Below are 25,070 nucleotides of genomic sequence, written 5' to 3' on the forward strand. Positions count from 1 at the left end.
CGTGGCTCATCCAACAGACCCCCGCCTAACCCCTCTGGCGCAATCCTTGCCCGCCACAGTCCCCTTCGTCGGCCCGGAAACACAAGAACGCACGCGCGGCAAACCCTTCGCTGCCCGCCTCGGCGCGAACGAATCCGGCTTTGGTCCCTCGCCGCGCGCCATCGCAGCGCTGCAATCCTCCGCCGCTGATATCTGGCAATACCCAGATCCAGAGGCGTATGACCTGCGCCAAGCCCTTGCTGCGCATCACGATATCGACGCGGCCCACATCATGGTGGGCGAAGGCATCGACACGCTGCTGGGCAATCTGGTGCGCCTGATCATCACCTCTGGCGATGCGGTCGTAACCAGCGCCGGGGCATACCCGACATTCAACTACCACGTCACCGGCTTTGGCGGCGTGCTACACAGCGTCCCATATGCGGGCAATCACGAAGACCCCGACCGCCTGATCGCCAAAGCGAAAGAGGTCGGCGCAAAGCTGATTTACATCGCGAACCCCGACAATCCGATGGGCAGTCACCACGATGCCGCCACGCTGCAACGCATGATCAGCGCTGTGCCGGATGGCTGCTTGCTCGTGCTGGACGAGGCTTATATCGACCTCGCGCCGGATGGCACCGCGCCCTATGTCGCGCCGCATGACGACCGCGTCATCCGCATGCGCACCTTTTCCAAGGCTTACGGCCTTGCAGGGGCCCGCACCGGTTATGCCATCGGGCCAGCGCCGCTGATCGCCGCCTTTGACCGGGTGCGCAATCATTTTGGCATGAACCGCAGCAGCCAAGCCGCCGCGCTTGCTGCGCTGGCGGATCAGGATTGGCTGGCGCAGGTGCAGGGCAAGGTCGCCGCCTGCCGTGACAGCCTGGCCACGATTGCGCGCGGCAACGGGCTGACGCCGCTACCCTCCGCCACAAACTTCGTCACCATCGATTGCGGCCAAGACGGCACCTTTGCCCGCCGCGTGTTGGTAGCGCTAGGCGATGCAGGCATTTTTGTGCGCATGCCCTTCGTTGCGCCGCATGACCGCTGCATTCGCGTCAGCTGCGGACCAGAGGCGGAAATCGCCGCCTTTGCCGCTGCTTTGCCGCAGGCGCTCGCCTCTGCCCGATCACAAGAGTGATGGCGCGCAAATCACCGCTTGCGGCCGCGATTTAACGGCATAACTCCTAAATGCAACGCAAACAGGAGTTCATACAATGTCAACGACACTCGGAGCAATCGCCGGACTGGTCATAGGTGCCGCCGTTGGCGTCGGCGGTATGATGGTCTGGGATCATGGCGACATATCCGGAATGGACTATGGCGACATGCCAGTGGACCACGGGAACATGACGGGCGACATGCCGATGACTGGCAATCCCGACCATGATTTCATGGCCGGCATGGTGCCCCATCACCAGTCCGCCATCGATATGGCGAACACCGTGCTGCAAACGACATCTGATCCGCAGATCAAGGCGCTAGCCGAAGATATCCTTGCCGCCCAAGCTGCCGAGATTGCGCAGATGAACGACTGGCTCGCCGCTCATCCGCAATAAGGTTTAGGCGGCGGCGATCACCTCTGCCGCCGCCCGAATACCGCCCGCCTGATGGGGGATATCGCAGGCGATCAAACCCGCCTCGATCGTGGCAAGACAGCCAAGGATCATCTGCGCGTTCACATGGCCCATATGGCCAATGCGGAACCACGCATCCGCAGGCTCGCGCCCCAATCCAATACCCAGCGTCAGGCCCGCCTGATGCTCGCACCACTGCCGCAGCTTGTCGCCCTGCCCCGGTTCCATCCCGATGGACGTGACTGAATGGGACCGGTTCGCCGGGTCCTTGACGTTCAACCGCAGCGCACCGCCCTGCCCCCAAACATCGCAGGCCGCCCAGATCGCCCGGGCCAGCACGGCGTGGCGGGCCATGACATTGTCCAGCCCCTCTTCTTTGATCAGATCCAGCGCGGCCCGCAGACCGTATAGGTGATGCGTTGGCGCGGTGCCGTTAAAGTATTCATAGAACATATTCGGATGCGCGCGCGGCTGCCAGTTCCACCAGACCGACACGCGGCCCACTTGCCGCCCCGCCGCCTTGGCGTTGAAAAACACGAACCCAAGGCCCGCCGGGGTCATCAGACCCTTCTGGCAGCCTGCGACCATGACATCGACGCCCCAATCGTCCATCGCAAAGGTATCGCAGCCCAGCGATGCCATGCAGTCCGCCATCAGCAGCGCATCATGCCCGGCCGCGTCCATCGCCGCCCGCACGCCCGCCACATCATTGCGCACCCCGGTCGAGGTGTCGGTCTGGCACACCAGCACTGCCTTGATCAGGCCGGCGCTGTCAGCCTTTAGGGCGGCGGTCACCCGGTCCATGTCCACCGCGTCCTGTTCGCCAAAGTCCAGTACATCGACGCTCAGCCCAAGGCCGCGCGCCATCTCTGCCCAGCCGTGGCCGAACCGGCCTGTCGCCAGCACCAGCACGGTGTCGCCGGGGGCGCAAACGTTGGCCAGCGACGCCTCCCATGCGGCATGGCCGTTGCCGGTATAAATCGCCACGTCTCCCGTCGTTTGCGCCAAGGCTTTTAGGTCAGGCAGCAGGCTTGCCACGACGTCGTGCAGCTCTCCCTCGTAGATATTAGGGGATGCGCGGTGCATCGCCCGCAGCACGGCGTCTGGCATGACAGAGGGGCCGGGAATGGCAAGATAGGTGCGACCTTGGGACAGGGACATCGGCAGGCTTTCATTGTCAGGTTTCGCCGCGAACAGTACTCTGCCGCGGCGCAGCGTCAACACCGCTCGCTCGCTTGCCGCGCCGCGTCCAAGGGGTTAGGTGTATCGTCACAGCCGCCCTGACCGCAAAGGCCCCCGCATGCTGCGCAAGTTCCTTACGACATTTTCAGGGCCGGGCCGCGCCCACGGACTAACCGATGCCGCCAGCCGCAGGCGCGCGTGGTGGCATTACCAAATGATTGATCACGGCTTTCTGCGCTATCGCTGGACCAACTTTGACGAAGTCGCACCGGGCGTTTTTCGTTCTAACCACCCGCATGAGAGCCGCCTGCGCGCCTACCGCGACAGGGGTATCAAGGCCGTGCTGAACCTGCGCGGCGAAAACGATGCCCCTGCTTATCTGTTGGAAAAAGAGGCCTGCGCCGCCCTTGGCCTTGACCTGATCAGTGTCAAATTTGCCGCCCGCGGCGCGCCGATCCGCGACAAACTGCTAGAACTTTTCGACGCCTTCGACACGATCCAGCGCCCGTTCCTGATGCACTGCAAATCCGGTGCTGACCGCGCCGGATTGGTGTCGGTGCTGTATTTGCTGGATCAAGGCACGCCATTGGCAGAGGCACGGCAGCATTTGTCGATGAAATATCTGCATCTGAAATGGACCAAGACGGGCATTCAGGACGCCTTTTTGGACGTTTATGCCGCGCGGCTAGAACAAGGCCCCATCTCGATCCGCGACTGGGTGCGCGATGAATACGATCCGGACGCCGTGCGCGCCCTGTTCGCCAGCCGCCGCACGTTGTCGGTATGAGCAATTCCGCAAGCACAGAGGCGTTCCGCTGGCTTTGGCGCAGCTATCTGCATCCACACCGCTGGGTGATCGCGCTAGCCGTCATCATGATGGCGATCGAAGGCGGCATGCTGGGGCTTTTGTCCTATCTGATCCAGCCGATGTTCGACCGCGTCTTTATCGGCGGTGACAGCGGTGCGTTGTGGGTCGTGGGCCTTGTCATCATGGGCATCTTTCTGACCCGAGCTGTCACTTCTGCCGGGCAGCGGATTTTGCTGCAAAGCGCCAGCCAACGCGCCGCCGCTGGGATGCGCAGCGATCTGCTGTCGCACCTGATGCAGCTCGACAGCGCCTTTCACCAAATCAACCCGCCCGGCCAGCTGATCGAGCGGCTGCAAGGCGATGTCACCGTCGTCAGTTCCAGCTGGTCCGCGATCCTTGTCGGCCTTGGGCGCGATGCGGTCACGGTGCTGGTGCTGTTTAGCGTCGCCCTGTCCGTCGACTGGCGCTGGACGCTGATCGCACTGGTCGGCACGCCGTTCCTGATTATGCCCGCCCTGCTGGCGCAGGCCTATGTGCGCCGCCGCTCTGTCACCGCGCGCGATCTGGCTGGCCGTATGGCGACCCGTCTGGACGAGGTGTTTCACGGCATCAATCCCATCAAGCTTAACGCGCTAGAGCGGTATCAATCCGACCGCTACGACACGCTTGCCGACGCCCGCGTCGGGGCAGAGGTCAAGGCCGTCGCTGGCCAAGCCGCAGTGCCCGCCATGATCGACGTCATGACGGGTGTCGGCTTTCTGGCGGTCATGATCTTTGGCGGCGGCGAGATTATCGCCGGCAACAAGACCGTGGGCGAGTTCATGTCCTTCTTCACCGCCATGGCGCTGGTCTTTGACCCGCTGCGTAGGCTGGGCCAGACCAGCGGCCAATGGCAGGTCGCAACGGCCAGCATCGACCGGCTGCGCAGCATCTTTGACGAACGCCCGTCGCTGCTGTCGCCGCCAAACGGTGCCCCTGCCCCGGCCCATGCGCCGCAGATCACGCTGCGGGACGTGGCGTTGAACTATGGCGATCTACCCGTGCTGCGCGGCGCCAGCTTTACCGCTGTCGCGGGGCGCACGACGGCGCTGGTCGGTGCCTCTGGCGCAGGGAAAAGCACAGTGTTCAACGTGCTGACCCGGCTGGTGGACACGGCTGATGGGCAGGTGATGATTGATGATGTGGCCGTGGACCAGATGGATCTGGCAGCCCTGCGCGGGCTGTTTTCGGTTGTCACGCAGGATGCTGCGCTGTTTGACGAAACCCTGCGCGATAATATCCTGCTGGGCCGCACCGACATCACCGACGCCCGCCTGAACGCTGTGCTGGACGCGGCCCATGTAACCGATTTTCTACCGCAACTGCCAAACGGCCTAGATAGCCCCGCTGGCCCGCGCGGATCGAACCTGTCGGGCGGCCAGCGCCAGCGCGTCGCTATCGCCCGCGCCCTGCTGCGTGACACGCCAATCCTGCTGCTGGACGAGGCGACAAGCGCGCTGGACACCAAGTCCGAGGCGCTGGTGCAAGAGGCGCTCGAGAAGCTCTCTGTGGGGCGCACAACGCTTGTCATCGCCCACCGCCTATCCACCGTGCGCAACGCCGACAGCATTGTCGTGATGGATCATGGCCGCGTCGTCGATCAAGGCACCCACGACGCCCTGCTTGAACGCGGCGGTATCTATGCCGATCTATATGCGATGCAGTTCAAGTCCAAAGAAGGTGACTCCCATGACTGACCGTGTCGTTCTGGCCCTGACCGGGGCCGACCGGGTCGATTTCTTACAAGGCCTCGTGACGAACAATGTCACCGGGTCAGACGGCAACCTTGTCTATGCCGCATTGCTGACCCCGCAGGGCAAGTATCTGTCGGACTTCTTTATCATCAATGAACCGGATCGCATTCTGATCGACGTCGCCGCCAGCCACGCTGCGGCGTTGTTGCAACGGCTGACGATGTACCGCCTGCGCGCCAAAGTGCAGATTGCGCAGACAGATATCATAGCCTCGCGCGGTACCGGGCCTGAACCGGACGGGGCGCTGCGCGATCCGCGCAATGCAGCATTGGGCTGGCGCTTTTACGGCGACCAAGATGTCAGCGATCAAACCGACTGGGACGCCCTGCACGTCGCCCATCTGGTTCCCCAAACCGGCGTGGAACTCCACCCAGAGAGCTATATCCTAGAGGCCGGGTTCGAGCGGCTGCACGGCGTCGATTTCCGTAAGGGCTGTTTCGTCGGTCAGGAAATTGTCGCCCGGATGAAGCATAAAACCACCCTACGCAAAGGTCTGGTGCGCGTCACAGTCGACGGCACCGCGCAGCCGGGGGATGAAATCGCGTCGGGCGAACGCGTGGCGGGAACGGTGTATACGGTCGCTGGCGATCAGGCGATGGCCTATCTGCGGTTCGACCGTGCCAGCGATCTTCGCACGACGGGTGCGCAGCTGACACCGCATCCGGGCGACATTCCCGAAAGCGCGTAACAATTTCTTAGGATTTCGCAGCGATCCTCACCTCAGATCAAGAGGGAGGATCGCATGACGAATTGTTCAACCCCAGCCCGCCGCTATAGCAGGCCGGGCTAGTGGTCAGGCGCGGCTAGCGGTCAGGCGCGTTCGACGTATTCGAACAGTTCGGTGTTCACGATGATGTCTTCATCCGTACCAACGAAGGGCGGGATCATGACACGCACGCCGTTGTCCAGAATACCGGGCTTAAAGCTGTTCGCAGCCGTCTGACCTTTGACGACAGGCTCAGTCTCGACGACCTTGCACTTAACGCGCAGGGGCAGCGTGACGTTCAGGGCTTCGTCGCCGTAGTATTCGATGTGAACGATCATACCGTCCTGCAGGAACGGACGGCGATCACCCAGAATGTCTGCGGGCAATGCGATCTGCTCGTAGGTTTCGGTGTCCATAAAGGTCAGCATGTCGTCAGTTTCGAACAGGAACTGCTGGTCTTTCTGCTCTAGCTGAACCTTTTCAACCTTGTCGGCGGACCGAAAGCGTTCGTTCAATTTACGACCATCGCGCAGGTTCTTCATTTCGACCTGTGCAAATGCGCCACCCTTGCCGGGTTTTACATGATCGACCTTGACTGCAACCCAAAGGCCGCCGTCGTGTTCCAGAGTATTACCGGGGCGGATTTCGTTACCGTTGATTTTGGGCATGATTCACTTCGTGTCAAAAATGTGGCGAAAGGTTGAAGCTGGTGTGACGCGGTCTATATCTGGCGCGTGGGGTGCTGGCAAGGCGACTATATAAGCGATGACAATACAGCGAGCCATGCATTAAGCGCATGGCAGCCATTCCAAAAGAGGTCCCCCGAATCGGATGCGATCGGGCATAAGGGCCTTCACGCCGGAACCACAAGAGCTAAAAAGAATCGAGAAGGACCTACTATGAGAGATTTCGTCGACGGCACAGCGTTCAACAACGAACAGGGCAACCGCGCCCGCAAGCTCTTTGCGGCAGTGGTCCTTGCAGCGCTGGATGACGCCATCGCGGATGACAAGAAGTATGGCAACGGCCCAGAGCAGATCGCCCGCTGGGCGCGCTCGCGTGATGGCCGTGAAGTGCTGTCCTGCGCCGGCATCGACCCGAACGAACGGGTTGTGACTGGTCTCATGGAATTCGTCGGCAAGGGTGTTCGCACCTCTGTTGCGCTGTCTCGCGAAGAAAGCGAACGCCGCAACGCTGCCGAACAGGACGCACGCGCCGCCTAATCTTGCCTCTAATCCGACACTTGAACGCGGCCCCCCGGGGTCGCGTTTTTTTGTGCCCCGTGCCAGACGTGTCAAAGCAACAACAAAGGGACGCGCCACGTGACCAAGGCGATCATGATTCAAGGGGCCGGATCGAACGTCGGCAAGTCGATGTTGGTCGCAGGGATCGCTCGCGCTGCCACCCGTGCGGGCCTACGGGTTGCGCCATTTAAGCCACAGAACATGTCGAATAATGCCGCCGTCACCGTTGATGGCGGCGAAATTGGCCGGGCGCAGGCCTTGCAGGCACTGGCGTGTGGGCGCGATCCGGTTGTTGATATGAACCCCGTCCTACTGAAGCCGGAAACCGACATTGGCGCGCAGGTCATTTTGCGCGGCCAGCGCATCGCCACCGTTCAGGCCCGCGCCTATGGTCAGATGAAGGCGCAATTGCTGCCAGAGGTCTTGGCCAGCTTTCAAGCGCTCGCCAAGACCTGCGATCTGATCATAGTTGAAGGCGCGGGCAGCCCCGCCGAGATTAACCTGCGCGCGGGCGATATTGCCAACATGGGCTTCGCCGCCGCCGCTGGCGTACCTGTCGTTCTGATCGGCGACATCGACCGCGGCGGTGTGATTGCGCAACTGGTTGGCACCCATGTCGTGCTGGACCCCAGCGATGATGCGCTGATCAAGGGCTTTGCGATCAACAAATTTCGCGGCGATCCGAGCCTTTTTGCCGACGGGATGACGGCCATTGCAGGTCGCACCGGCTGGACGCCGCTGGGCATCCTGCCGTGGTTTGCCGACGCATGGCGCCTTCCGGCAGAGGATGTGATGGACGTCGCCAGCCGCCCCGGCGGCCCGATCCGCATTGCCGTCCCGCGGCTGAACCGGATCGCCAATTTCGATGACCTTGACCCGCTGTCCACCACCCCAGACGTCAGCGTCGAGATCGTGCCAGAAGGTCGCCCCCTGCCCCTTGATGCGGATCTGATCCTGTTGCCGGGGTCAAAGTCCACGATTGCCGACCTTGCGCATTTTCGGGCGCAGGGCTGGGACATTGACTTGGCCGCCCACATCCGGCGCGGCGGGCATGTGCTGGGGATTTGCGGCGGCTATCAGATGCTGGGGCAGACCATCGCCGACCCGGACGGGATCGAAGGACCGCCGGGCAGCGTACCGGGGCTGGGTCACTTGGACATCACCACCGTTATGGGACGGCACAAACGCGTAAAGCTTAGTCAGGCGATCTATCGCCCCACAGGCGACGCTGTGAGCGGCTATGAGATCCACTTGGGGCAGACCACCGGCCCCGCCACCCGAAGCCCATGGCTGACCCTGGATGGCCGGCCAGAGGGCGCACAAAGCGCCGACGGTCGGGTCATGGGCTGCTATCTGCACGGCCTGTTCGCTGCGGATGCTTTTCGCGCGGCCTATTTGGCGCGCTTGGGCAAACCCGTGACGGCCGGGGACTATGGCGCAAGCGTCCAGACAACGCTGGATGCGCTTGCCGACCATATTGCGGCACATCTGGATCTGGATGCCCTGCTGGGCATGGCTGAAACGATTAAAGGTTAGTCAAAGCTTTGCGTGGTCAGGGCGCGGTGAATTTCGCGCCGGACCATCTTGCGAACATTGCGGGTAATCCGCTCGCCCAGCTTGCCCTGCAATTCTTGCCGCACGATGTCGCGCACGATGTCGCGCAGCATGACTTCGTCGATGATCGCGTCGTCGGATAGATAGCTATCCAGCATCGCCTCTGGGTCTTCGCCCAGATCGGGGCCGCCGATCAGATCGTCATTGAACTCCGCCTCATCCGCAGGCGCAGGCGCAGTGCCTGACGCAGTATGATGCCGAAATGCGACATCCTCTACCGCAACATCCTTGACCAGATCATCCTTTGCCGCATCATCATCGGGCGCATTTTCCGTGTCGCCATAACGCTTTGCCGCCTCGACCAGTGTTCTAGGCCAAGCCGAAACGTTTGCAGGTGCTGCTACAATCTCTTCCGCATCCTCGACCGGAACGTCACCGCGAAAGCCCGCGCGCGCCCAGCTAAATTCCATGGGCGTGCCGGTGCCGTCAGGCTCCCACTCGTCCGGCTGGTCCCGCACAGCAGCTTCCAGCTCTGCGATGGTCGCAAGCAGGTTCAGGCGTTCGCTGGCCGGATCAACCGCTTTGACTAAAGTCGGAGACTGCGGCGCGAAAGCGTCCACGCGCTGCGCGTCTTGCAGCTTAATCGGCTCGGCTTCTGCCGCCGCATGACGCGCAGGCTCTGGCGCGGTGTCGACCCGCAGCGCAGGTGTCAGCACTAATTTTGGCATGGTGCGCGGCGGCTTAGACGAAACCACAGCTTTACCTGGGGTCCCTTCCGCGACCAGTCGCCGAATGGACGACAAGACATCCTCTATTTCGACATTGGTCATCGGATCAGACATGATTCATCCCGGTTTCGCCGCACTGCACCTACAGTAGCGGCAACGGTGTCACCAAACAACTAAATGTTTGCAGGACCTTACTGGCCAATAGCCCGCAAAACCCGGTCCAGCGCCTGCCCCTGCTCTGACAAGGCCGCCGGGGCATCCTTAACCAGATTATAATACGCCGCAGGGTCATATTGCTGCACATTCAGGTTCAGATGCTCTGCCGTCAGCAGGCCCATCGCCGACAACACAGCGTAAGATGCGTTTACTTCACCTTCTTGCGCCGTGATCACGTTTGCACGCGCACTGAGCAGATTTTGTTCAGCGTTCAGCACATCCAGCGTGGTACGCGCGCCCAGAGTCGCTTCTTCGCGAATCCCCTCAAAGGCGACGCGGGCAGCGCGGACCTGTTCGTCGGTCGAGCTGAGCGAGGCACGCGCCACCTGAAGGCTGGCGTAGGCATTGGACACCGACTGCTGCACGCCGAGCGAGGCAAGATGCAGCGCGGCACGTGCCTGATCGCGGGTCGCCATTGCCTGACGCACCTGCGAGGGCAAAGCGCCGCCGCTGTAGATCGGGCCGCCAACGCTCAGGTCGACGCTGCGCCCAGCATTGCCGTTGAAATCAACGCCGATATCAGCGCCAAGCGACACTGTCGGCTTATAGGCGGTCTTGGCGCGTTCAATCGCAAGCTCGTTCGCGGCGACAGAATACTGCGCCTGCAACACGCTGGGGTGGTTGCGCACGGCCAGCGCGGCGGCTTCAGATTCCGACTTGGACACCGGTGCGGGTGCCACGGCAGCCAGATCGCCGGGCTTGCGGCCAACGGCGGCGACAAATTCAGCCGCAGCCTGACGTGCATCACCCTGCGCGCCGCTAAGCAAGCTTTGGGCAGAGGCAACGCTGGCCTGTGCCAATGCTACGTCTGTGCGCGTCACTTCGCCCACATCGAACCGGTCCTGCGCGGCCCGCAGTTCCTGCTGCAAAACGCGCAGGTTATTCTGGCGCAAACTGATAAATTCAGCGGTACTGCGCACGGACATATAGGCCTGCACAGCCCGGAACAGGACCTGCTGTTCCACATCGCGCAACGATTCGCGGGTGCCCAGCACCAACTGTTTTTGCGCGGCAATCGCCAACTGGTTGGCCCCGGCGTCATACAGCGTCAGGCTGGCCGACAAGGACAGGCTGCCCGTGATGACGTCAGCCCCAACGGCGCGCGGAAAGCTGCGGGTTGCAGCGGCGGCCCAGCTGACGACGGGCAATAGCCGCGACGCGGCCTGCGCCACGTCTTCGTCGGCGGCGCGCAGCACAGCGCGGTTCTGCGCCAGCAAACCAGAGTTATTATAGGCGTCAGCCAGCGCGTTCGCGATGGTTTCAGCAGAAACGGCCGTCGACGCCATTGCCAAGCAAACGATGGCAGCACCCTGCCGCAGGACCCGGCGCAACATCACAGCGCAAATACCGGGGCTTTGGCGAAACCAGCTATGACCGGAGCGCCTGCGTTAAACGCATCGCGCCAATCAACGCGGCCGTCCGTTTTCAAACCGATCCGTACGGTGCCCAGCGCGCCCTGCGCAAACAGCGCGGCGATGCGGCCGCCGTCACGCAGCTGCGCCAGCAGTGCATCGGGAACAAATTCCACAGCGCCATGAATGACGATCACATCATAGGGGCCTGATTTTGCGACACCTTCGGTCAGATCGCCCGTGATCACGGCGGCATTATCAACGCCTGCATCTGACAGGTTCGCCTGCGCCTCTGCGGCGCGGGTTTCGTCGTCTTCCAGCGCGACCACAAATTCAGCCAAACGCGCCGCAACAGCAGTGCCGTAGCCAAGCCCGCAGCCCACATCCAGCATCACATCAGTTGGCTTAACGTCCAGCGCGTCCAGCATTTTGGCCAGCGTGCGCGGCTCTAGCATGGTGCGCCCGCCCGGCAGGGTCAGGTTTTCACCGACATAAGCCGCTTCGCGCAGCGAGGCAGGGACAAAACGTTCACGCGGAACGCTGAGCATTGCATCAATGATGGGGAATTTTGTCACGTCAGAGGGTCGCACCTGCGTGTCGACCATCATCGTGCGGCGGGTCTCGAAGTTTGCCACGATCTGCACTCATCCGTTCGCTATGATTGATTGTCTGATGCCACAACGCGCCGTCCGGGGCAACGAACGATTGCCTGTGCGGCTCCGCACCATTGCGGGACTGTGGCTTTGCTTATTTCATAGGCGGTATGAAGGAACGCCTAATGTCTCTTCGCGGTCAGATCGCAGCGGAATAACCACCTGACACGCCGATAAAAGTGTCCACGTGCCGCGCCATGATCCGCACCAATGGCTTTGCCTGCGGCGTCAGGTGCAGGGTGTCACCTTGCACCGTGATCGCATCACCGAACCGTTCGCACAGCATGGCGCGGGCAGATGCGATTAGGCCGTGCTGCCCCGGAAACTGCTGCAACAAGGCCGCAGTATTAAAGGTAAAGCGGCACATCAGGTCGGCGATGATCTGCGACACCACCCGGTCCTGCGGCGTCAACACATAGCCTTTTTGTCCAGCAAGCCCGTCCTGCCCCACCCGGTCATGCCACGCCGATGTCGCCACCGCGTTTTGCACGAACCCCTCGTGAAAGGCCGAAATGGCAGAGGCACCAAGGCCAAGCAGCGTCTCGCTTTGATCGTCGGTATAGCCTTGGAAATTGCGCCGCAGCGTGCCGTTTGCATCGGCGCGCGCGAGCGAGTCGCTGGGTTTGGCGAAATGGTCGATGCCGATGGCGCGAAAGCCCTGCGCCGTCATGGCGTCATTGGCGATCTCGGCCAGTTCAAACCGCGCCATGGCGTCCGGCAGCGTGTCATCCTTGATCATCACCTGCCGCTTCGACATCCACGGCACATGAGCGTAGCCGTAAATCGCCAACCGATCCGGGCCAAGATCAGAGACATGATCAAGCGTCCGGCGAAAGCTGTCTGGCGTCTGGTGGGGCAGCCCGTACAGCAAATCTACGTTCAGACTGCGCAGACCCGCATCGCGCAGGAATTGCGCGACGGTCTGCGTCTGCTCAAGCGATTGCGGGCGACCGATCGCCTTTTGCACCGCGGGCGCAAAGTCCTGCACCCCGATGCTGGCGCGGCTCATGCCAAAATCGATCAGCGTTTGCAGCAGGTCGGGGGCGGCGTCGGTGGGGTCAATCTCGACCGAGAATTCGAAGTCGTCGGCGCGGTCAAACGCGGTAAAGACCGCCCGCAACAGCCGAGCCATTGTTTTGGCGGGCAGAATCGTCGGCGTGCCGCCCCCAAGGTGAAGCCGCCCCATCCGAAGCCCCGCAGGGGCAAGACGGCGCAGCTGGGCAAGCTCTAGCAAAAGTTGATCGACATAAACGTCAACTGGTCGCATTGTGCTGGTGCCTTGGGTGCGGCAAGCACAGAACCAACACAACCGTCGGCAGAACGGGATATGAATATACACAGACACCGCGCGGCCCTGCGGAATCGCAGCAATCCAGTCGCACTGGACATCAGCGCCAACGCCTTGCCCAAAGTGGTTCGCGGGCGGGTAACTGGTGTAGCGGGGCACCTTGGCATCAAACAGGCCGTGACGGCGCAATAAATCAATCTGTGACATACCCTTCGATTATCCGTGATCCCAAGCCCAATCCTTGATACAGATCAAAACCATGATGATACCTGATTTTGTCGACGTAAAATGCAGCGCCTGCCCCATCCGTCACCGTGCCGTCTGTGCGCGCTGTGACACGGAAGAGTTGTTGCGTCTTGAAAAGATGAAATCCTATCGGACCTTCCCCGCCGGAACAGAAATCCTGTGGCGCGGGGAACCGCTGGACTATGTGGCGTCCGTCGTCAGCGGCGTCGCATCGCTGTCCAAAACGATGGAAGACGGGCGTACCCAGATGGTCGGGCTTCTGCTTCCGTCTGACTTCATCGGCCGCCCCGGCCGCGCCAAGATCGAATTTGACGTCACCGCCACAACGGACGTGACCCTGTGCTGCTTTGCCCGCGCCCCGTTCGAGGCGCTGGTGATCGACACCCCCCACGTCGCCCAGCGCTTGATGGAGCTTGCCCTGGACGAGCTTGACGCCGCCCGCGACTGGATGTTGCTGCTGGGCCGCAAGACCGCGCGCGAAAAGATTGCGACGTTCCTGGATATGCTGGCCCGCCGCTCTCAACTGATTACGCCGAAGGGTGCGGGCACGGCCCATGCCGCAGCGCTGCATCTGCCCATGACCCGCGATCAGATTGCCAATTATCTTGGTCTGACGCTGGAAACCGTCAGCCGTCAGTTCAGCGCGCTGAAGCGTGAAGGCATCATTGATGTGCCTGACCGGCGCAGCGTGATCGTGATCAATATTGACCTTCTGCAAAACGCGACCGGCGATGATGCAGACGGCGGCGTCGTCGCTTAACCACAACGCGGCGCGAACACACGCATATTTGATGCAGATCAAAGTTTTGATCGCATTCATCTTTTAGGCCCAAAGATGGAACCGGCTGCGCCATGCGATGCGCGCCGGCACGTTGAGGGACTATTGATGAATTACGTCAAGCTGACGCTATTGGGCTGCGTGACGCTGATCGCAGCGCTCGGGGCGAATTGGGCACATGACCTATCCTACCAGGTACATGCCTTTCTAATCATGCTGGTTTCGGCATACCTGTTCTTGCAGGTGCTGCGCCAAACGGACGAGGTGGCCTCGCCTGCCGCGCCGATGGATGAATACAGCGACGGCGTGATTCGCGCTGGCGTCATCGCCACTGCATTTTGGGGGATCGCAGGCTTTTTGGTCGGCACCTTCATTGCGTTCCAGCTCGCCTTTCCGGTGCTGAACTTTGAATGGGCGCAACCTTTTGCCAACTTTGGCCGGTTGCGGCCGCTACACACCAGCGCCGTGATCTTTGCCTTTGGCGGCAACGCGCTGATCTGCACATCGTTTTACGTCGTGCAGCGCACCAGCGGCGTGCGCCTTTGGGGCGGCAAAACGGCATGGTTCGTCTTTTGGGGCTATCAGCTGTTCATCGTTCTGGCGGCCACGGGCTATTTGCTCGGCTCGACCCAGTCCAAAGAATACGCAGAGCCTGAATGGTACGTCGATATCTGGCTGACAATCGTCTGGCTGGCCTATCTGGCGGTCTTTCTTGGCACGATCGTGCGCCGCCGGGAAAAGCATATCTACGTCGCCAACTGGTTCTATTTGGCCTTCATCATCACCGTCGCCATGCTGCATGTCGTCAACAACCTGTCGATCCCCGTCAGCTTTTGGGGCAGCAAATCGGTGCAAGTCTTTGCGGGCGTGCAGGATGCCATGACCCAGTGGTGGTACGGCCACAACGCCGTCGGCTTCTTTCTGACCGCAGGCTTTCTGGGCATGATGTATTACTTCGTGCCAAAGCAGGCAGAGCGTCCGGTCTATAGCTACAAGCTGTCGATCATCCACTTCTGGGCGCTGATCTTTCTTTATATCTGGGCGGGTCCGCACCACCTGCACTATACCGCCCTGCCCGATTGGGCTGCGACCCTTGGCATGGTGTTTTCCATCGTGCTGTGGATGCCCAGCTGGGGCGGCATGATCAACGGTCTGATGACCCTGCAAGGGGCTTGGGACAAACTGCGCACCGACCCGATCATGCGGATGTTCGTCCTGTCCCTTGGTTTCTACGGTATGTCCACATTCGAGGGTCCGATGATGTCGATCCGCGCTGTGAACTCGCTGTCGCACTACACGGACTGGACCATCGGTCACGTTCATTCCGGCGCGCTTGGCTGGAACGGCATGATCACCTTCGCTTGCCTTTACTTCCTGACACCGCGCCTGTGGGGCCAAAAGGAAATGCATTCCATGCGCGCCATCAGCTGGCACTTCTGGCTGGCGACGCTGGGGATCGTTCTTTACGCCTCCTCCATGTGGGTGTCCGGCATCATGGAAGGCCTGATGTGGCGTGAAGTCGATGACCAAGGTTTCCTTGTGAACGCATTCGCCGACACCGTCAGCGCCAAGTTCCCGATGTATGTCGTGCGCGGTCTGGGCGGGGTCATGTTCCTGTCGGGTGCACTGATCATGGTTTGGAACATCTGGATGACCATCCGCGCCGGTAAGCCCGTCACAACCGCAACTCCTGCACGCTACGCTGTTGCGGCTGAATAAGGATCAAACACATGGCATTTCTTGATAAACACGCGATCCTTGAAAAAAGTCCGACGCTGTTGCTGACCTTCTCTTTGATCGTGGTCAGCATCGGCGGGATCGTGGAAATCGCGCCGCTGTTCTGGCTGGAAAACACGATCGAAGAGGTCGAAGGCGTGCGCCCCTACTCCCCGCTCGAACTGACGGGGCGTGACATCTATGTCCGCGAGGGTTGCTACAACTGTCACAGCCAGATGATCCGCCCGATGCGCGACGAGGTAGAGCGTTACGGTCACTATTCACTGGCAGCGGAATCGATGTACGACCATCCGTTCCAGTGGGGATCAAAGCGGACCGGGCCGGATCTGGCCCGCGTCGGCAATCGCTATTCGAACGCGTGGCACGTCGACCACCTGCGCGACCCGCAAGCGGTTGTTCCCGAAAGCGTCATGCCAAAGTATGCCTTTCTGGAAACCACGCCTGCCAAGGCCGAATACGTCGATGACCTGATGTCGACCCACCGCTTTGTTGGCGTTCCTTATGACGACGAGGATATCGCGCAAGCTAAGCTGGATTTCCGCGCGCAAGCTGATCCAGATTCCGACACCTCTGGCTTGTTGGAACGCTATCCCGGCGCGGCTGTTGCGAACTTTGACGACCAGCCCGGCATTTCGGAAATGGATGCGTTGATCGCCTACCTGCAGGTGCTTGGCACGATGGTCGACTTTTCCACCTTCACCCCCGACGCCAGCCGATAGGAGGCTTTGATGGATACCTACACCTTCATGCGCCAACTGGCAGACAGTTGGATTTTGCTGGCCATGTTCGGCTTCTTCGCCAGCGCCGCGATCTGGGCCTTTTTGCCCAGCCAGCGCCGTGCCCGTGAAGACGCTAGCATGATCCCGTTCCGCAATGACTCCGCCCCTAAGGCCAGCCCTGACGCTCGCGCCGATCAGGATGCGCCCAACCCAAAGGGTCAGCCCCATGACTAAGAATGTGACTGAGAAGAAGCCGGTCAAAGGCAAAAATATCGACGAGACAACCGGTGTCGAGACAACCGGCCACAGCTGGGATGGCATCACAGAGCTGAACAACCCCCTGCCCCGTTGGTGGCTGTGGACGCTGTATGCCTGTATCGTCTGGGCCGTCGGTTACACGATCTTTTACCCTGCTTGGCCGATGATCTCGGGTGCCACCAGCGGCACGCTGGGTTGGTCAACACGCGGCGCAGTGGCGCAGGACATCGCCGATCACGAGGCGAAGAACGCGCAACTGGTGGCCGACTTGGTCGCCGCCGATTTGCCAACGCTCGCGCCCGGCGATCCGCTGCACCGCTATGCCGTCGCCCGGGGCGGCGCGGTGTTCCGTGCCAATTGCAGCCAGTGCCACGGCTCTGGCGCGGCGGGCGCGCTGGGATATCCCAACCTGCTGGACGATGACTGGCTTTGGGGCGGCGACGTTGCATCCATCGCCATGACCATCGACCACGGCATCCGTAACGACACCGATCCCGACGCCCGCTGGTCACAGATGCCTGCCTTTGGCGACATCCTGTCCAAGCCGGAAATCGCCTCGCTTGTGACCTACGTCATCAGCTTGTCGGCCACGGTCGAGGATCGGGCACAGGCCGCAGAAGGCGCAGTGCTGTTTTCCGAAAACTGCGCCGCCTGCCACAGCGACGACGCGACCGGAAATCGCGACATGGGTGCGCCGAACCTGACCGACGCGATCTGGCTTTATGGCGGCGATACCGCCAGCCTGACGCAGACGATCACGCAGGCCCGCTTTGGCGTCATGCCCGCATGGGGCCAGCGGTTGTCAGATGTCGATGTCGACGCCGTGGCTGTCTATGTCCACAGCCTTGGCGGCGGCGAACAAGCGCCAGAATAATCACGCCCTATGTGACGTAACGCCGCCCCTGACCAAAGGTCGGGGGCGGTTTTGATTCAAATCAAAGCACAGCTGCCGCGCGCCTCCTATCACAGGCGGGCAATAGTACAGGTTAGTCATGTCCACTCCGTCCCTCTACGCCCCGCGCGAGCCGATCTTTCCCCGCCGCGTCAGTGGTACCTTTCGCCGCCTCAAATGGTGGATCTTGGCGCTGACGCTGGGCATTTACTACATCACACCATGGCTGCGCTGGGACCGCGGCCCCGGCATGCCTGACCAAGCGGTGCTGGTTGATCTGGCCAACCGCCGCTTTTACTTTTTCTGGATCGAGATTTGGCCCCACGAATTTTACTTCGTCGCGGGCCTGCTGATCATGGCGGGCCTTGGGCTGTTTCTGTTCACCTCGGCGCTGGGACGCGTCTGGTGCGGCTATACCTGTCCGCAAACGGTCTGGACTGACCTGTTCATCCTTGTGGAACGCTGGATTGAAGGCGACCGCAACGCCCGTGTGCGGCTCCACAATGCCAAATGGTCCGCGCACAAGGCGTGGCTGCGCAGCGTGAAATGGACGGTCTGGCTTGCCATCGCACTGGCCACGGGCGGTGCCTGGGTGTTCTATTTCACCGACGCCCCCGCCCTGCTGGGAAACCTGCTAAACGGCACCGCGCACCCCGCCGCCTATATCACCATCGCCATTTTGACCGCGACGACCTTTGTCTTTGGCGGCTTTATGCGCGAACAGGTCTGCATCTACATGTGCCCCTGGCCGCGCATTCAATCCGCGATGATGGACCCCGACACCCTGACCGTCGCCTACCGCGACTGGAGGGGAGAGCCGCGCGGCAAGGGCAAGCGTACCGACCCCAATGTGCCCAACACGCATGTCCCGGATCTGGCGCAGGCGCTGCACGCTGGCACTGATCCGGTCGCCACGAAGGGCGACTGCATCGACTGCATGGCCTGCGTAAACGTGTGCCCGATGGGCATCGACATCCGCGACGGGCAGCAGATGGAATGCATTACCTGCGCGCTGTGCATCGACGCCTGCGACGATGTGATGGACCGTATCGGCAAGCCGCGCGGCCTGATCGACTACATGGCCCTGACGGACGAGCCGCGCGAGCGGTCTGGCCTGCCGCCACGCCCGATCTGGCAGCACATTCTGCGCCCGCGCACGATTGTCTACACCCTGCTTTGGTCTGCCATCGGCGTTGGCCTTGTCTATGCGCTGTTCATCCGCTCTCCGATCGAGCTGACCGTCAGCCCGGTGCGCAACCCGACCTATGTCGTGCAATCCGACGGCGCGATCCGCAATATCTATGACGTGCGGCTGCGGAACAAATCACTCAGCGAAGCCGAGTTCCGCCTGAGCCTGACCGCCGATACCGTGCTGCGCATCGACCTAGAGGGGAACGCGGATCGTGATGTCATCGTCACCGTCCCCGCCGACACCAGCCTGACCCAGCGCGTCTATGTCACCGCCCGCGCGTCCGATCCGGCGGCCACCGCCCACGACACGGCCCTGCGCTTTTGGGTCGAGGACGCCTCAACAGGCGACCGCGCCAGCCAAGCCACGACATTTAACGGGAGAGTCCAATGACACGCGAAATCACAGGCTGGCACGTCCTTGGCATCTTTATCTTTGCGTTCAGCATCATCATCGCGGTGAACCTGACGTTGGCCGTGCAGGCCGTGCGCACCTTTCCGGGGCTAGAGGTCAAGAACTCTTACGTGGCCAGCCAGACTTTTGACGCCGACCGCGATGCGCAGGTTGGTTTGAACTGGGACGTTAGGGCGACCCTGCAAGGCAATGAATTGGCCTTGTTCATCGTGCAAGATGGCCAGCCCATCGCCCCAACGGTCGAAGAGGCAACCTTTGGCCGCGCCACCAGCGTCGCCCGCGATCAGACGCCAGATTTCCGCTTTGAAGACGGCGCGCTGCGGGCCACGATCGCAGGCGGCGGCGGTGGCAATTGGAACCTGCGCGTGAAACTGCGGGCCGAGGACGGCACGCTGTTCCAGCAGCGCGTGATCGTGGCGGTCCTGCCATGATGTCAGGCTGTCCTGCTTGCGCAGCGGCCCCTTTGGCGCAGGAAACGGCGCAGGGTCCTGCGCTGCAATTCTCGGTCCCCGGCGTCACCTGCGCCGCTTGCATCGGCAAGATTGAACGCGGCTTGTCGCACCTGAACGGTGTCGCAACTGTCCGCGTGAACCTGTCGATGAAGCGGCTGTCGGTTGCGGGCCAAGTTGATCCCGAGGCGGTCCAAACCGCCGTGGCGGCCATGGGATACGAGATTTATCCCCTTGATGTCGCCCGGCTAGAGGCGACGCGCGATGCCCAAGGGCGCGCCTTGCTGCTGCGCATGGCGGTCGCGGGCTTTGCCATGATGAACGTCATGTTGCTGTCCGTCGCGATCTGGTCGGGCGCGGACGGCGCGACGCGGGACATGTTCCACATGATCTCTGCCATGATCGCACTGCCGACGGTCGCCTATGCGGCGCAACCATTCTTTACCTCGGCCATGACCGCGCTGCGGGCGGGTCGGCTGAACATGGATGTGCCGATCTCGCTCGCGATTTTGCTGGCGTCCGGCATGTCGCTCTTTGAATCCCTGTCAGGGGGCGAACACGCCTATTTCGACGCGGCGCTGTCGCTGACGTTTTTCCTGCTGATCGGCCGCTATCTGGATCACCGCACCCGCACCACCGCCCGGTCCGCCGCGCGCGAGTTGGCCGCGCTTGAGGTGCAGACCGCGACGCGTATCAACGGCGCCCATAGCGAAACCGTGCCCGCCGCAGACCTGCGCATGGGCGATATCGTCTTGGTGCCGACGGGCGCGCGCGTGCCCGTCGACGGGGTGCTGCTGTCGACCGCGGCCCTGATGGACCGGTCGATCCTAACCGGCGAAAGCGCGGCCATTAGCTTAGACGCCGGCGCGACATTGCAAGCCGGAGAGGTCAATTTGACCGCGCCCCTGCGCCTACGGTCGCTCTGCGACGGCACCGATACATCCCTGCGCCGCATGGCCGCGCTGGTTGAAACCGCAGAAAACGCGCGCAACAGTTATACCGCGCTGGCCGACCGCGCAGCGCAGATCTATGCGCCCGCCGTGCACGGGCTGGCGTTGGTGGCCTTTGCGGGCTGGTGGTTTGCCACAGGCGACCTGCGCTTTGCGATCAATGTGGCAACGGCCGTGCTGATCATCACCTGCCCCTGCGCCCTTGGACTTGCGGTACCTGCGGTGTCCACCGCTGCCGTCAGTCGTTTGTTTTCGCTGGGCTATCTGGTGCGTCACGCCACCGCGCTGGAACGTTTGGCAGAAGTCAGCCACGTGATGTGCGACAAAACAGGCACCCTGACGCGGCCTTTTGTGAACCTGCCCGATGACCTGAGCGCGACGGACCGCCAAATCGCCAAGGCGCTGGCACAAAGTTCGAACCATCCGCTGTCACGGGCGATTGTCACGGCGCTGGCCGACACCCCTGCCGCAGAGCTGACCGAGGTCCGCGAAGTGCCCGGCAACGGCGTGATGGGCTACTACGGCGATGTGATCGTCCGGCTGGGCCGGGGCCCGTGGATCGGTGCCGCAACACCGGGCCTGTGCCTGTCCATCGGCGACGCCCCCCCCTGCCCGCTAGAGGTGCCAGAGGTAGTGCGCCCCGGTGTCGAATCCGCCATCGCCGCCCTTGATCTGCCTTGCGAAATCGTGACCGGGGATGCGGCGCTTCCTGCAGAGCGGCTGGCCGCTTGCCTGTCGGTGCCGTTCATCTCGGGTGCATCGCCGCAGGACAAACTGGACCGCCTGCAAGAGTTGAGCGACGCTGGAGAGCGCGTCTTGATGATCGGTGACGGGCTGAACGACACGGCGGTTCTGGCCGCGGCACACGCCTCTATTGCGCCGTCCACCGCGCTAGAGGCATCGCGCAATGCAGCCGACGTTGTCGTGCTGAAAGACAGCTTTGAGGATCTGCCGCTGGTCCTGCACATTGCCCGCGCAACGCGGCGGCTGTCGCAGCAAAACTTTGCCATCGCCGCCCTTTACAACGCCATCGCAATTCCCATTGCTTTGGCAGGCATCGCGACGCCGTTGATGGCGGCGCTGGCGATGTCGGTCTCTTCTTTGACGGTGCTGCTGAATGCGCAGCGGATGCGGTGGGTGAAATGAACATTCTTGTTATCCTGATCCCGATCTCGCTGATCCTTGGCAGCGCGGGACTGATCGCGTTCATCTGGACCGTGCGGTCGCAGCAATATGACGACGACAGCGGCAATGCCGCGCGCATTCTGCTGGACGAAGAAGACCGCGTCTGACCCCCTAGAAACGCAAAAGCCCCGGCACGCAGGCCGGGGCTTTTTCATAAACGGGCGAACGATTTAGCGGTCGTCGTCGTCTTCGTCATCATTGGTCGCATCGACGTCATCGGGCAGGTTAAAGAAGCTGTCCGCGTCGCGGATGTCGCGCTTATCTTCGACTTCTTCTTCCTCGACCGGGGTATCATCGGACAGGGTGAAGGTTTCCAGCCCAGCCATAGAGGTCGGCATCTTCGAATCCGGCGACATGCCAAGGCTGCTTTCGGTCGACACCAGCTTGCGACGCTCGTCATCGGTCATCGCTGTGCCTTCACGGGCACGCTTGGCGTTGGCCTTTTGCACGGCTGCGTCCAGTTCGGACTGCTTGCACAGGCCCAGCGCGACGGGGTCGATCGGGTCAAGGTTGTTGATGTTCCAATGCGTGCGGTCGCGGATCGCAGCGATCGTCGGCTTGGTGGTGCCGACCAGCTTGCTGATCTGCGCGTCTTCCAGCTCTGGGTGGAATTTCACCAGCCAATAGATGGATGCCGGACGGTCCTGACGCTTGGACAGGGGCGTATACCGCGGGCCGCGGCGCTTTTCTTCGCCTTGGGCAGATGCGTTGAACTTCAGCTTCAGCTTGTGCTGCGGATTGGCCTGCGCGCTGTCCAATTCAACTTGGGTCAACTGGTTGTTGCTGATGGGGTCAAAGCCTTTGACACCGGTAGCAACGTCGCCGTCAGCAATGCCTTGCACCTCGAGTGGGTGCAGTCCGCAAAAGTCTGCAATCTGCACAAACGTTAGCGTAGTATTGTCGCACAGCCAGACTGCGGTGGCCTTGGCCATGATCGGTTTATCGGACATCGTCTTCACTCCTATCCATCAATTCGACAAGCCTTCCCTGCGCCCTTAAAGGGGCTGACCGCTGGGGCCGGGTTCACATTGTCGGGGAACTTGGATGTAATATAGGTGAAGCAGCCGAAATTGGGAAGATGAAAAACATGAAAGCCGCCCTGACAGCCCTTGCGCTGATGATCGCCGGACCTGCCGCAGCCCAAGACACGGCGGGCGAATTTGACTATTATGTTATGTCGCTGTCGTGGTCGCCAAACTGGTGCGACTTGACGGGGCGTGCGCGCAACTCACCACAATGTGCGCAGGACGCGGATTTTGGCTGGGTGCTCCATGGACTTTGGCCGCAATATGATCGCGGCTACCCCCAAGATTGCCACAGCAAATACGGCCCCCCGTCCCGGCGCGACACCGCAGGCATGGCCGATATCATGGGCACATCTGGCCTTGCGTGGTATCAGTGGAACAAACACGGCAGCTGCACGGGCCTATCGCCGCAATCGTATTACCGAACCGCGCGGCAAGCCTACGACAGCATCCGCATCCCGCAGGCGTTTCGCAAACTGACCCGCGACGTAACCCTGCCTGCCAGCCTGATCGAGGACGCCTTTGTCGACGCTAACCCAAATCTGCCCCGCGACGGCGTGACGATCACCTGCACAGACGGCGCAATTCAGGAAACCCGGATTTGCCTGACCCGCGATCTGCAGCCGCGCGGTTGCGGTGTGGACGTGATCCGCGATTGCACACTGACCAGCGCGGCCTTTGGGGCCATCGACTAACACCTGCATAACGGTCTGCCGTCGTTTTCGCCCCCGGCAGCGCCGTTTCCAACTTGTGCCAGCAGGCCAAGATGCGAGACAACCACCAACAACGGCCTGCCCGCCCATTTAAGAAAAGTAAGCCACATGACAAACTATGCCCTGACCGTGAACTGCCCATCGTCCAAGGGGATCGTCGCCGCGATCGCCAACTACATGGCCGACAACGACTGCAACATCACGGATTCGTCCCAATTCGACGACACCGAAACGGGCCAGTTTTTCATGCGCATGAGCTTTGAAAATGACGGCACGCGGGATTTAGACGGGCTTCAGAACGGCTTTGTCGCTGCGGCGGAAAAGTTCGGGATGGACTACGCCTTTCACGACGAAAGCGTAAAGATGAAGGTCGTCATCATGGTCAGCCGCTTTGGCCATTGCCTGAATGATCTGCTGTATCGCTGGCGCATTGGCGCGCTGCCGATTGATATCGTGGCGGTGATTTCCAACCATCTGGATTACCAAAAGGTCGTCGTGAACCACGACATCCCGTTCCACTGCATCAAGGTCACCAAGGAAAACAAACCGCAAGCCGAGGCGCAGATCATGTCCGTGGTCGAGGACGCGGGTGCCGAGCTGATCGTGCTGGCGCGCTACATGCAAATCCTGTCGGACCGCATGTGCCAGACCATGTCGGGGCGGATCATCAACATCCACCACTCGTTCTTGCCCAGCTTCAAAGGGGCTAACCCCTATAAGCAAGCGTTCGAACGCGGCGTGAAGCTGATTGGCGCGACGTCCCACTACGTCACCGCCGATCTGGACGAGGGTCCGATCATCGAACAGGACACGGTCCGCGTCACCCATGCCCAATCTTCGGGCGATTATGTCTCTCTTGGCCGTGACGTCGAAGCACAAGTGCTGGCCCGCGCAATCCATGCGCATATCCACCGCCGCGTGTTTTTGAACGGCAACAAGACCATCGTCTTCCCGCCCTCTCCCGGTTCTTACGTCTCGGAACGGATGGGCTAAGCGCGCCCGTCGGGGTATTCGGCGGGGCCCTTCAGCTCTAGCTTATTCCCAAACGGATCAAGCACATAGAACGAATGCCCCATGCCGCGTGCGCCGCCATGGGTCACTTCGCGGACGATCTGAACGCCATGCCGGGCCAGATGGTCGCGCATGTCCTGCAGGGCGAAGGGCGAGGTCGCAATGCACAGATGATCGACATTGCGCCCGCCCGCCACTGGCGGCACAGCGGCAGCCGCGCCGGGGTGGGTCGTGTCCCAAAGCACGATCAGCGCTGCACCTGCCCAGACCTGTTCCATCCCCATGGCCGGATAGGAATAACCCGGCGCGCAGCCCAGCACATCGCGATAGAACGCAAGCGCCCGGGGCATGTCGTCCACAAGAAAGACGACGTGATCAATGCCGACAAGCGCAAAGGGTATGCTGCGGTGGGGCATGTCTG

The 25,070-nt window shown here is 61.6% G+C and carries 26 protein-coding genes; 18 read left to right on the top strand and 8 right to left on the bottom strand.

Translation table 11 applies throughout. The features are described from left to right. Position 1: 1 nt before the first annotated feature. Both KBW81_RS11830 and KBW81_RS11835 read left to right on the top strand, forming a co-directional pair. Positions 2–1,123 (top strand): pyridoxal phosphate-dependent aminotransferase, encoded by a 1,122-nt coding sequence (locus KBW81_RS11830; RefSeq protein WP_254247305.1) that lies wholly within the window; start codon positions 2–4, stop codon positions 1,121–1,123. Between the two features lie 76 nt (positions 1,124–1,199). After that, a complete protein-coding gene (locus tag KBW81_RS11835) occupies positions 1,200–1,541 on the top strand; it encodes a DUF305 domain-containing protein (RefSeq protein WP_090186698.1) in 342 nt (113 codons plus the stop codon). Positions 1,542–1,544: 3 nt separating this feature from the next. On the opposite strand, the gene KBW81_RS11840 is transcribed toward KBW81_RS11835, so the two are convergent. After that, a complete protein-coding gene (locus KBW81_RS11840; protein WP_254247306.1) occupies positions 1,545–2,720 on the bottom strand; it encodes a pyridoxal-phosphate-dependent aminotransferase family protein in 1,176 nt (391 codons plus the stop codon). Positions 2,721–2,859: 139 nt separating this feature from the next. On the opposite strand from KBW81_RS11840, the gene KBW81_RS11845 reads away from it, so the two are divergent. The 3 genes from KBW81_RS11845 to ygfZ are packed head-to-tail and all read left to right on the top strand — an operon-like array spanning position 2,860 to position 6,030. Continuing rightward, positions 2,860–3,528, top strand: coding sequence for a fused DSP-PTPase phosphatase/NAD kinase-like protein (locus tag KBW81_RS11845; RefSeq protein ID WP_254247307.1), 669 nt, complete (start codon positions 2,860–2,862; stop codon positions 3,526–3,528). Next, positions 3,525–5,285: an ABC transporter ATP-binding protein gene (locus tag KBW81_RS11850; protein WP_254247308.1), complete on the top strand. Its 1,761-nt coding sequence runs from the start codon at positions 3,525–3,527 to the stop codon at positions 5,283–5,285. Before KBW81_RS11845 ends, KBW81_RS11850 begins: the two co-directional genes overlap by 4 nt. Beyond that, entirely contained in the window at positions 5,278–6,030 is a 753-nt protein-coding gene (gene ygfZ / locus KBW81_RS11855; protein WP_254247309.1) for a CAF17-like 4Fe-4S cluster assembly/insertion protein YgfZ, read from the top strand. The genes KBW81_RS11850 and ygfZ overlap by 8 nt, the downstream gene beginning before the upstream one ends. Before the next feature lie 122 nt (positions 6,031–6,152). Here ygfZ and efp read toward each other — a convergent pair whose 3' ends face one another. Further along, positions 6,153–6,716 (bottom strand): elongation factor P, encoded by a 564-nt coding sequence (gene efp / locus KBW81_RS11860; protein ID WP_090186708.1) that lies wholly within the window; start codon positions 6,714–6,716, stop codon positions 6,153–6,155. Between the two features lie 231 nt (positions 6,717–6,947). Here efp and KBW81_RS11865 point away from each other — a divergent pair, with 231 nt between their 5' ends. Both KBW81_RS11865 and KBW81_RS11870 read left to right on the top strand, forming a co-directional pair. Next, entirely contained in the window at positions 6,948–7,271 is a 324-nt protein-coding gene (locus tag KBW81_RS11865; protein WP_090186711.1) for a DUF6280 family protein, read from the top strand. A gap of 99 nt (positions 7,272–7,370) precedes the next feature. Next, the gene (locus KBW81_RS11870; protein WP_254247310.1) at positions 7,371–8,828 is read left to right on the top strand and encodes a cobyric acid synthase; all 1,458 of its coding nucleotides are present in this window, start codon (positions 7,371–7,373) and stop codon (positions 8,826–8,828) included. Here KBW81_RS11870 and KBW81_RS11875 read toward each other — a convergent pair. The 4 genes from KBW81_RS11875 to hemN form a co-directional block, all read right to left on the bottom strand. Then, the gene (locus KBW81_RS11875) at positions 8,825–9,688 is read right to left on the bottom strand and encodes a hypothetical protein (protein WP_254247311.1); all 864 of its coding nucleotides are present in this window, start codon (positions 9,686–9,688) and stop codon (positions 8,825–8,827) included. The genes KBW81_RS11870 and KBW81_RS11875 overlap by 4 nt on opposite strands. Positions 9,689–9,765: 77 nt before the next feature. Then, positions 9,766–11,124 carry a TolC family outer membrane protein gene (locus KBW81_RS11880; protein ID WP_090186717.1) on the bottom strand — a complete coding sequence of 453 codons (1,359 nt, stop codon included), beginning with the start codon at positions 11,122–11,124 and terminating at the stop codon, positions 9,766–9,768. Then, positions 11,124–11,750 carry a protein-L-isoaspartate O-methyltransferase family protein gene (locus KBW81_RS11885; RefSeq protein ID WP_411914389.1) on the bottom strand — a complete coding sequence of 209 codons (627 nt, stop codon included), beginning with the start codon at positions 11,748–11,750 and terminating at the stop codon, positions 11,124–11,126. The genes KBW81_RS11880 and KBW81_RS11885 overlap by 1 nt, the downstream gene beginning before the upstream one ends. Positions 11,751–11,934: 184 nt before the next feature. Beyond that, positions 11,935–13,290, bottom strand: a complete 1,356-nt coding sequence (gene hemN, locus KBW81_RS11890) for an oxygen-independent coproporphyrinogen III oxidase (RefSeq protein WP_254247313.1) — start codon at positions 13,288–13,290, stop codon at positions 11,935–11,937. Positions 13,291–13,342: 52 nt separating this feature from the next. On the opposite strand from hemN, the gene fnrL reads away from it, so the two are divergent. From fnrL to ccoS, 9 genes are all read left to right on the top strand, one after another. Beyond that, positions 13,343–14,089 carry a transcriptional regulator FnrL gene (gene fnrL / locus KBW81_RS11895; RefSeq protein WP_254247314.1) on the top strand — a complete coding sequence of 249 codons (747 nt, stop codon included), beginning with the start codon at positions 13,343–13,345 and terminating at the stop codon, positions 14,087–14,089. A gap of 126 nt (positions 14,090–14,215) precedes the next feature. Further along, on the top strand, positions 14,216–15,826 hold the full coding sequence (gene ccoN / locus KBW81_RS11900; RefSeq protein ID WP_175499192.1) for a cytochrome-c oxidase, cbb3-type subunit I: 1,611 nt from the start codon (positions 14,216–14,218) through the stop codon (positions 15,824–15,826). Between the two features lie 11 nt (positions 15,827–15,837). Then, positions 15,838–16,563, top strand: coding sequence for a cytochrome-c oxidase, cbb3-type subunit II (gene ccoO, locus KBW81_RS11905; RefSeq protein WP_090186725.1), 726 nt, complete (start codon positions 15,838–15,840; stop codon positions 16,561–16,563). 9 nt (positions 16,564–16,572) lie between these two features. Further along, a complete protein-coding gene (locus tag KBW81_RS11910) occupies positions 16,573–16,797 on the top strand; it encodes a cbb3-type cytochrome c oxidase subunit 3 (RefSeq protein ID WP_090186727.1) in 225 nt (74 codons plus the stop codon). Then, positions 16,790–17,695, top strand: a complete 906-nt coding sequence (ccoP, locus tag KBW81_RS11915; RefSeq protein ID WP_254247315.1) for a cytochrome-c oxidase, cbb3-type subunit III — start codon at positions 16,790–16,792, stop codon at positions 17,693–17,695. The genes KBW81_RS11910 and ccoP overlap by 8 nt, the downstream gene beginning before the upstream one ends. 118 nt (positions 17,696–17,813) lie before the next feature. Next, positions 17,814–19,295, top strand: a complete 1,482-nt coding sequence (ccoG, locus tag KBW81_RS11920) for a cytochrome c oxidase accessory protein CcoG (protein WP_254247316.1) — start codon at positions 17,814–17,816, stop codon at positions 19,293–19,295. Further along, on the top strand, positions 19,292–19,747 hold the full coding sequence (locus KBW81_RS11925) for a FixH family protein (protein WP_254247317.1): 456 nt from the start codon (positions 19,292–19,294) through the stop codon (positions 19,745–19,747). Before ccoG ends, KBW81_RS11925 begins: the two co-directional genes overlap by 4 nt. Further along, positions 19,744–21,861, top strand: a complete 2,118-nt coding sequence (locus KBW81_RS11930) for a heavy metal translocating P-type ATPase (RefSeq protein ID WP_254247318.1) — start codon at positions 19,744–19,746, stop codon at positions 21,859–21,861. The genes KBW81_RS11925 and KBW81_RS11930 overlap by 4 nt, the downstream gene beginning before the upstream one ends. After that, positions 21,858–22,007, top strand: coding sequence for a cbb3-type cytochrome oxidase assembly protein CcoS (ccoS, locus tag KBW81_RS11935; RefSeq protein WP_254247319.1), 150 nt, complete (start codon positions 21,858–21,860; stop codon positions 22,005–22,007). The genes KBW81_RS11930 and ccoS overlap by 4 nt, the downstream gene beginning before the upstream one ends. 63 nt (positions 22,008–22,070) lie before the next feature. Here the strand turns inward: ccoS and KBW81_RS11940 are convergent, their stop codons facing one another. Continuing rightward, positions 22,071–22,850: a DUF1013 domain-containing protein gene (locus tag KBW81_RS11940; protein WP_090186738.1), complete on the bottom strand. Its 780-nt coding sequence runs from the start codon at positions 22,848–22,850 to the stop codon at positions 22,071–22,073. Positions 22,851–22,978: 128 nt separating this feature from the next. On the opposite strand from KBW81_RS11940, the gene KBW81_RS11945 reads away from it, so the two are divergent. Further along, positions 22,979–23,620, top strand: a complete 642-nt coding sequence (locus KBW81_RS11945; RefSeq protein WP_411914366.1) for a ribonuclease T2 family protein — start codon at positions 22,979–22,981, stop codon at positions 23,618–23,620. Between the two features lie 126 nt (positions 23,621–23,746). Beyond that, entirely contained in the window at positions 23,747–24,631 is an 885-nt protein-coding gene (gene purU / locus KBW81_RS11950) for a formyltetrahydrofolate deformylase (protein ID WP_254247321.1), read from the top strand. On the opposite strand, the gene KBW81_RS11955 is transcribed toward purU, so the two are convergent. Next, a complete protein-coding gene (locus KBW81_RS11955) occupies positions 24,628–25,065 on the bottom strand; it encodes a VOC family protein (protein ID WP_254247322.1) in 438 nt (145 codons plus the stop codon). The genes purU and KBW81_RS11955 overlap by 4 nt on opposite strands. Positions 25,066–25,070: the final 5 nt, after the last annotated feature.

The organism is Loktanella salsilacus, from assembly GCF_024206795.1.
Lineage (GTDB): Bacteria > Pseudomonadota > Alphaproteobacteria > Rhodobacterales > Rhodobacteraceae > Loktanella > Loktanella salsilacus.

What these genes read in the sequence shown, in the direction of transcription:
- KBW81_RS11835 (WP_090186698.1), top strand. Translation starts at nt 1,200, where the DNA reads ATGTCAACGACACTCGGAGCAATCGCCGGACTGGTCATAGGTGCCGCC.
- KBW81_RS11840 (WP_254247306.1), bottom strand. Translation starts at nt 2,720, where the DNA reads ATGTCCCTGTCCCAAGGTCGCACCTATCTTGCCATTCCCGGCCCCTCT.
- KBW81_RS11845 (WP_254247307.1), top strand. Translation starts at nt 2,860, where the DNA reads ATGCTGCGCAAGTTCCTTACGACATTTTCAGGGCCGGGCCGCGCCCAC.
- KBW81_RS11850 (WP_254247308.1), top strand. Translation starts at nt 3,525, where the DNA reads ATGAGCAATTCCGCAAGCACAGAGGCGTTCCGCTGGCTTTGGCGCAGC.
- ygfZ (WP_254247309.1), top strand. Translation starts at nt 5,278, where the DNA reads ATGACTGACCGTGTCGTTCTGGCCCTGACCGGGGCCGACCGGGTCGAT.
- efp (WP_090186708.1), bottom strand. Translation starts at nt 6,716, where the DNA reads ATGCCCAAAATCAACGGTAACGAAATCCGCCCCGGTAATACTCTGGAA.
- KBW81_RS11865 (WP_090186711.1), top strand. Translation starts at nt 6,948, where the DNA reads ATGAGAGATTTCGTCGACGGCACAGCGTTCAACAACGAACAGGGCAAC.
- KBW81_RS11875 (WP_254247311.1), bottom strand. Translation starts at nt 9,688, where the DNA reads ATGTCTGATCCGATGACCAATGTCGAAATAGAGGATGTCTTGTCGTCC.
- KBW81_RS11880 (WP_090186717.1), bottom strand. Translation starts at nt 11,124, where the DNA reads ATGTTGCGCCGGGTCCTGCGGCAGGGTGCTGCCATCGTTTGCTTGGCA.
- KBW81_RS11885 (WP_411914389.1), bottom strand. Translation starts at nt 11,750, where the DNA reads ATGATGGTCGACACGCAGGTGCGACCCTCTGACGTGACAAAATTCCCC.
- hemN (WP_254247313.1), bottom strand. Translation starts at nt 13,290, where the DNA reads ATGTCACAGATTGATTTATTGCGCCGTCACGGCCTGTTTGATGCCAAG.
- fnrL (WP_254247314.1), top strand. Translation starts at nt 13,343, where the DNA reads ATGATGATACCTGATTTTGTCGACGTAAAATGCAGCGCCTGCCCCATC.
- ccoN (WP_175499192.1), top strand. Translation starts at nt 14,216, where the DNA reads ATGAATTACGTCAAGCTGACGCTATTGGGCTGCGTGACGCTGATCGCA.
- ccoO (WP_090186725.1), top strand. Translation starts at nt 15,838, where the DNA reads ATGGCATTTCTTGATAAACACGCGATCCTTGAAAAAAGTCCGACGCTG.
- KBW81_RS11910 (WP_090186727.1), top strand. Translation starts at nt 16,573, where the DNA reads ATGGATACCTACACCTTCATGCGCCAACTGGCAGACAGTTGGATTTTG.
- ccoP (WP_254247315.1), top strand. Translation starts at nt 16,790, where the DNA reads ATGACTAAGAATGTGACTGAGAAGAAGCCGGTCAAAGGCAAAAATATC.
- ccoG (WP_254247316.1), top strand. Translation starts at nt 17,814, where the DNA reads ATGTCCACTCCGTCCCTCTACGCCCCGCGCGAGCCGATCTTTCCCCGC.
- KBW81_RS11925 (WP_254247317.1), top strand. Translation starts at nt 19,292, where the DNA reads ATGACACGCGAAATCACAGGCTGGCACGTCCTTGGCATCTTTATCTTT.
- KBW81_RS11930 (WP_254247318.1), top strand. Translation starts at nt 19,744, where the DNA reads ATGATGTCAGGCTGTCCTGCTTGCGCAGCGGCCCCTTTGGCGCAGGAA.
- ccoS (WP_254247319.1), top strand. Translation starts at nt 21,858, where the DNA reads ATGAACATTCTTGTTATCCTGATCCCGATCTCGCTGATCCTTGGCAGC.
- KBW81_RS11940 (WP_090186738.1), bottom strand. Translation starts at nt 22,850, where the DNA reads ATGTCCGATAAACCGATCATGGCCAAGGCCACCGCAGTCTGGCTGTGC.
- KBW81_RS11945 (WP_411914366.1), top strand. Translation starts at nt 22,979, where the DNA reads ATGAAAAACATGAAAGCCGCCCTGACAGCCCTTGCGCTGATGATCGCC.
- purU (WP_254247321.1), top strand. Translation starts at nt 23,747, where the DNA reads ATGACAAACTATGCCCTGACCGTGAACTGCCCATCGTCCAAGGGGATC.
- KBW81_RS11955 (WP_254247322.1), bottom strand. Translation starts at nt 25,065, where the DNA reads ATGCCCCACCGCAGCATACCCTTTGCGCTTGTCGGCATTGATCACGTC.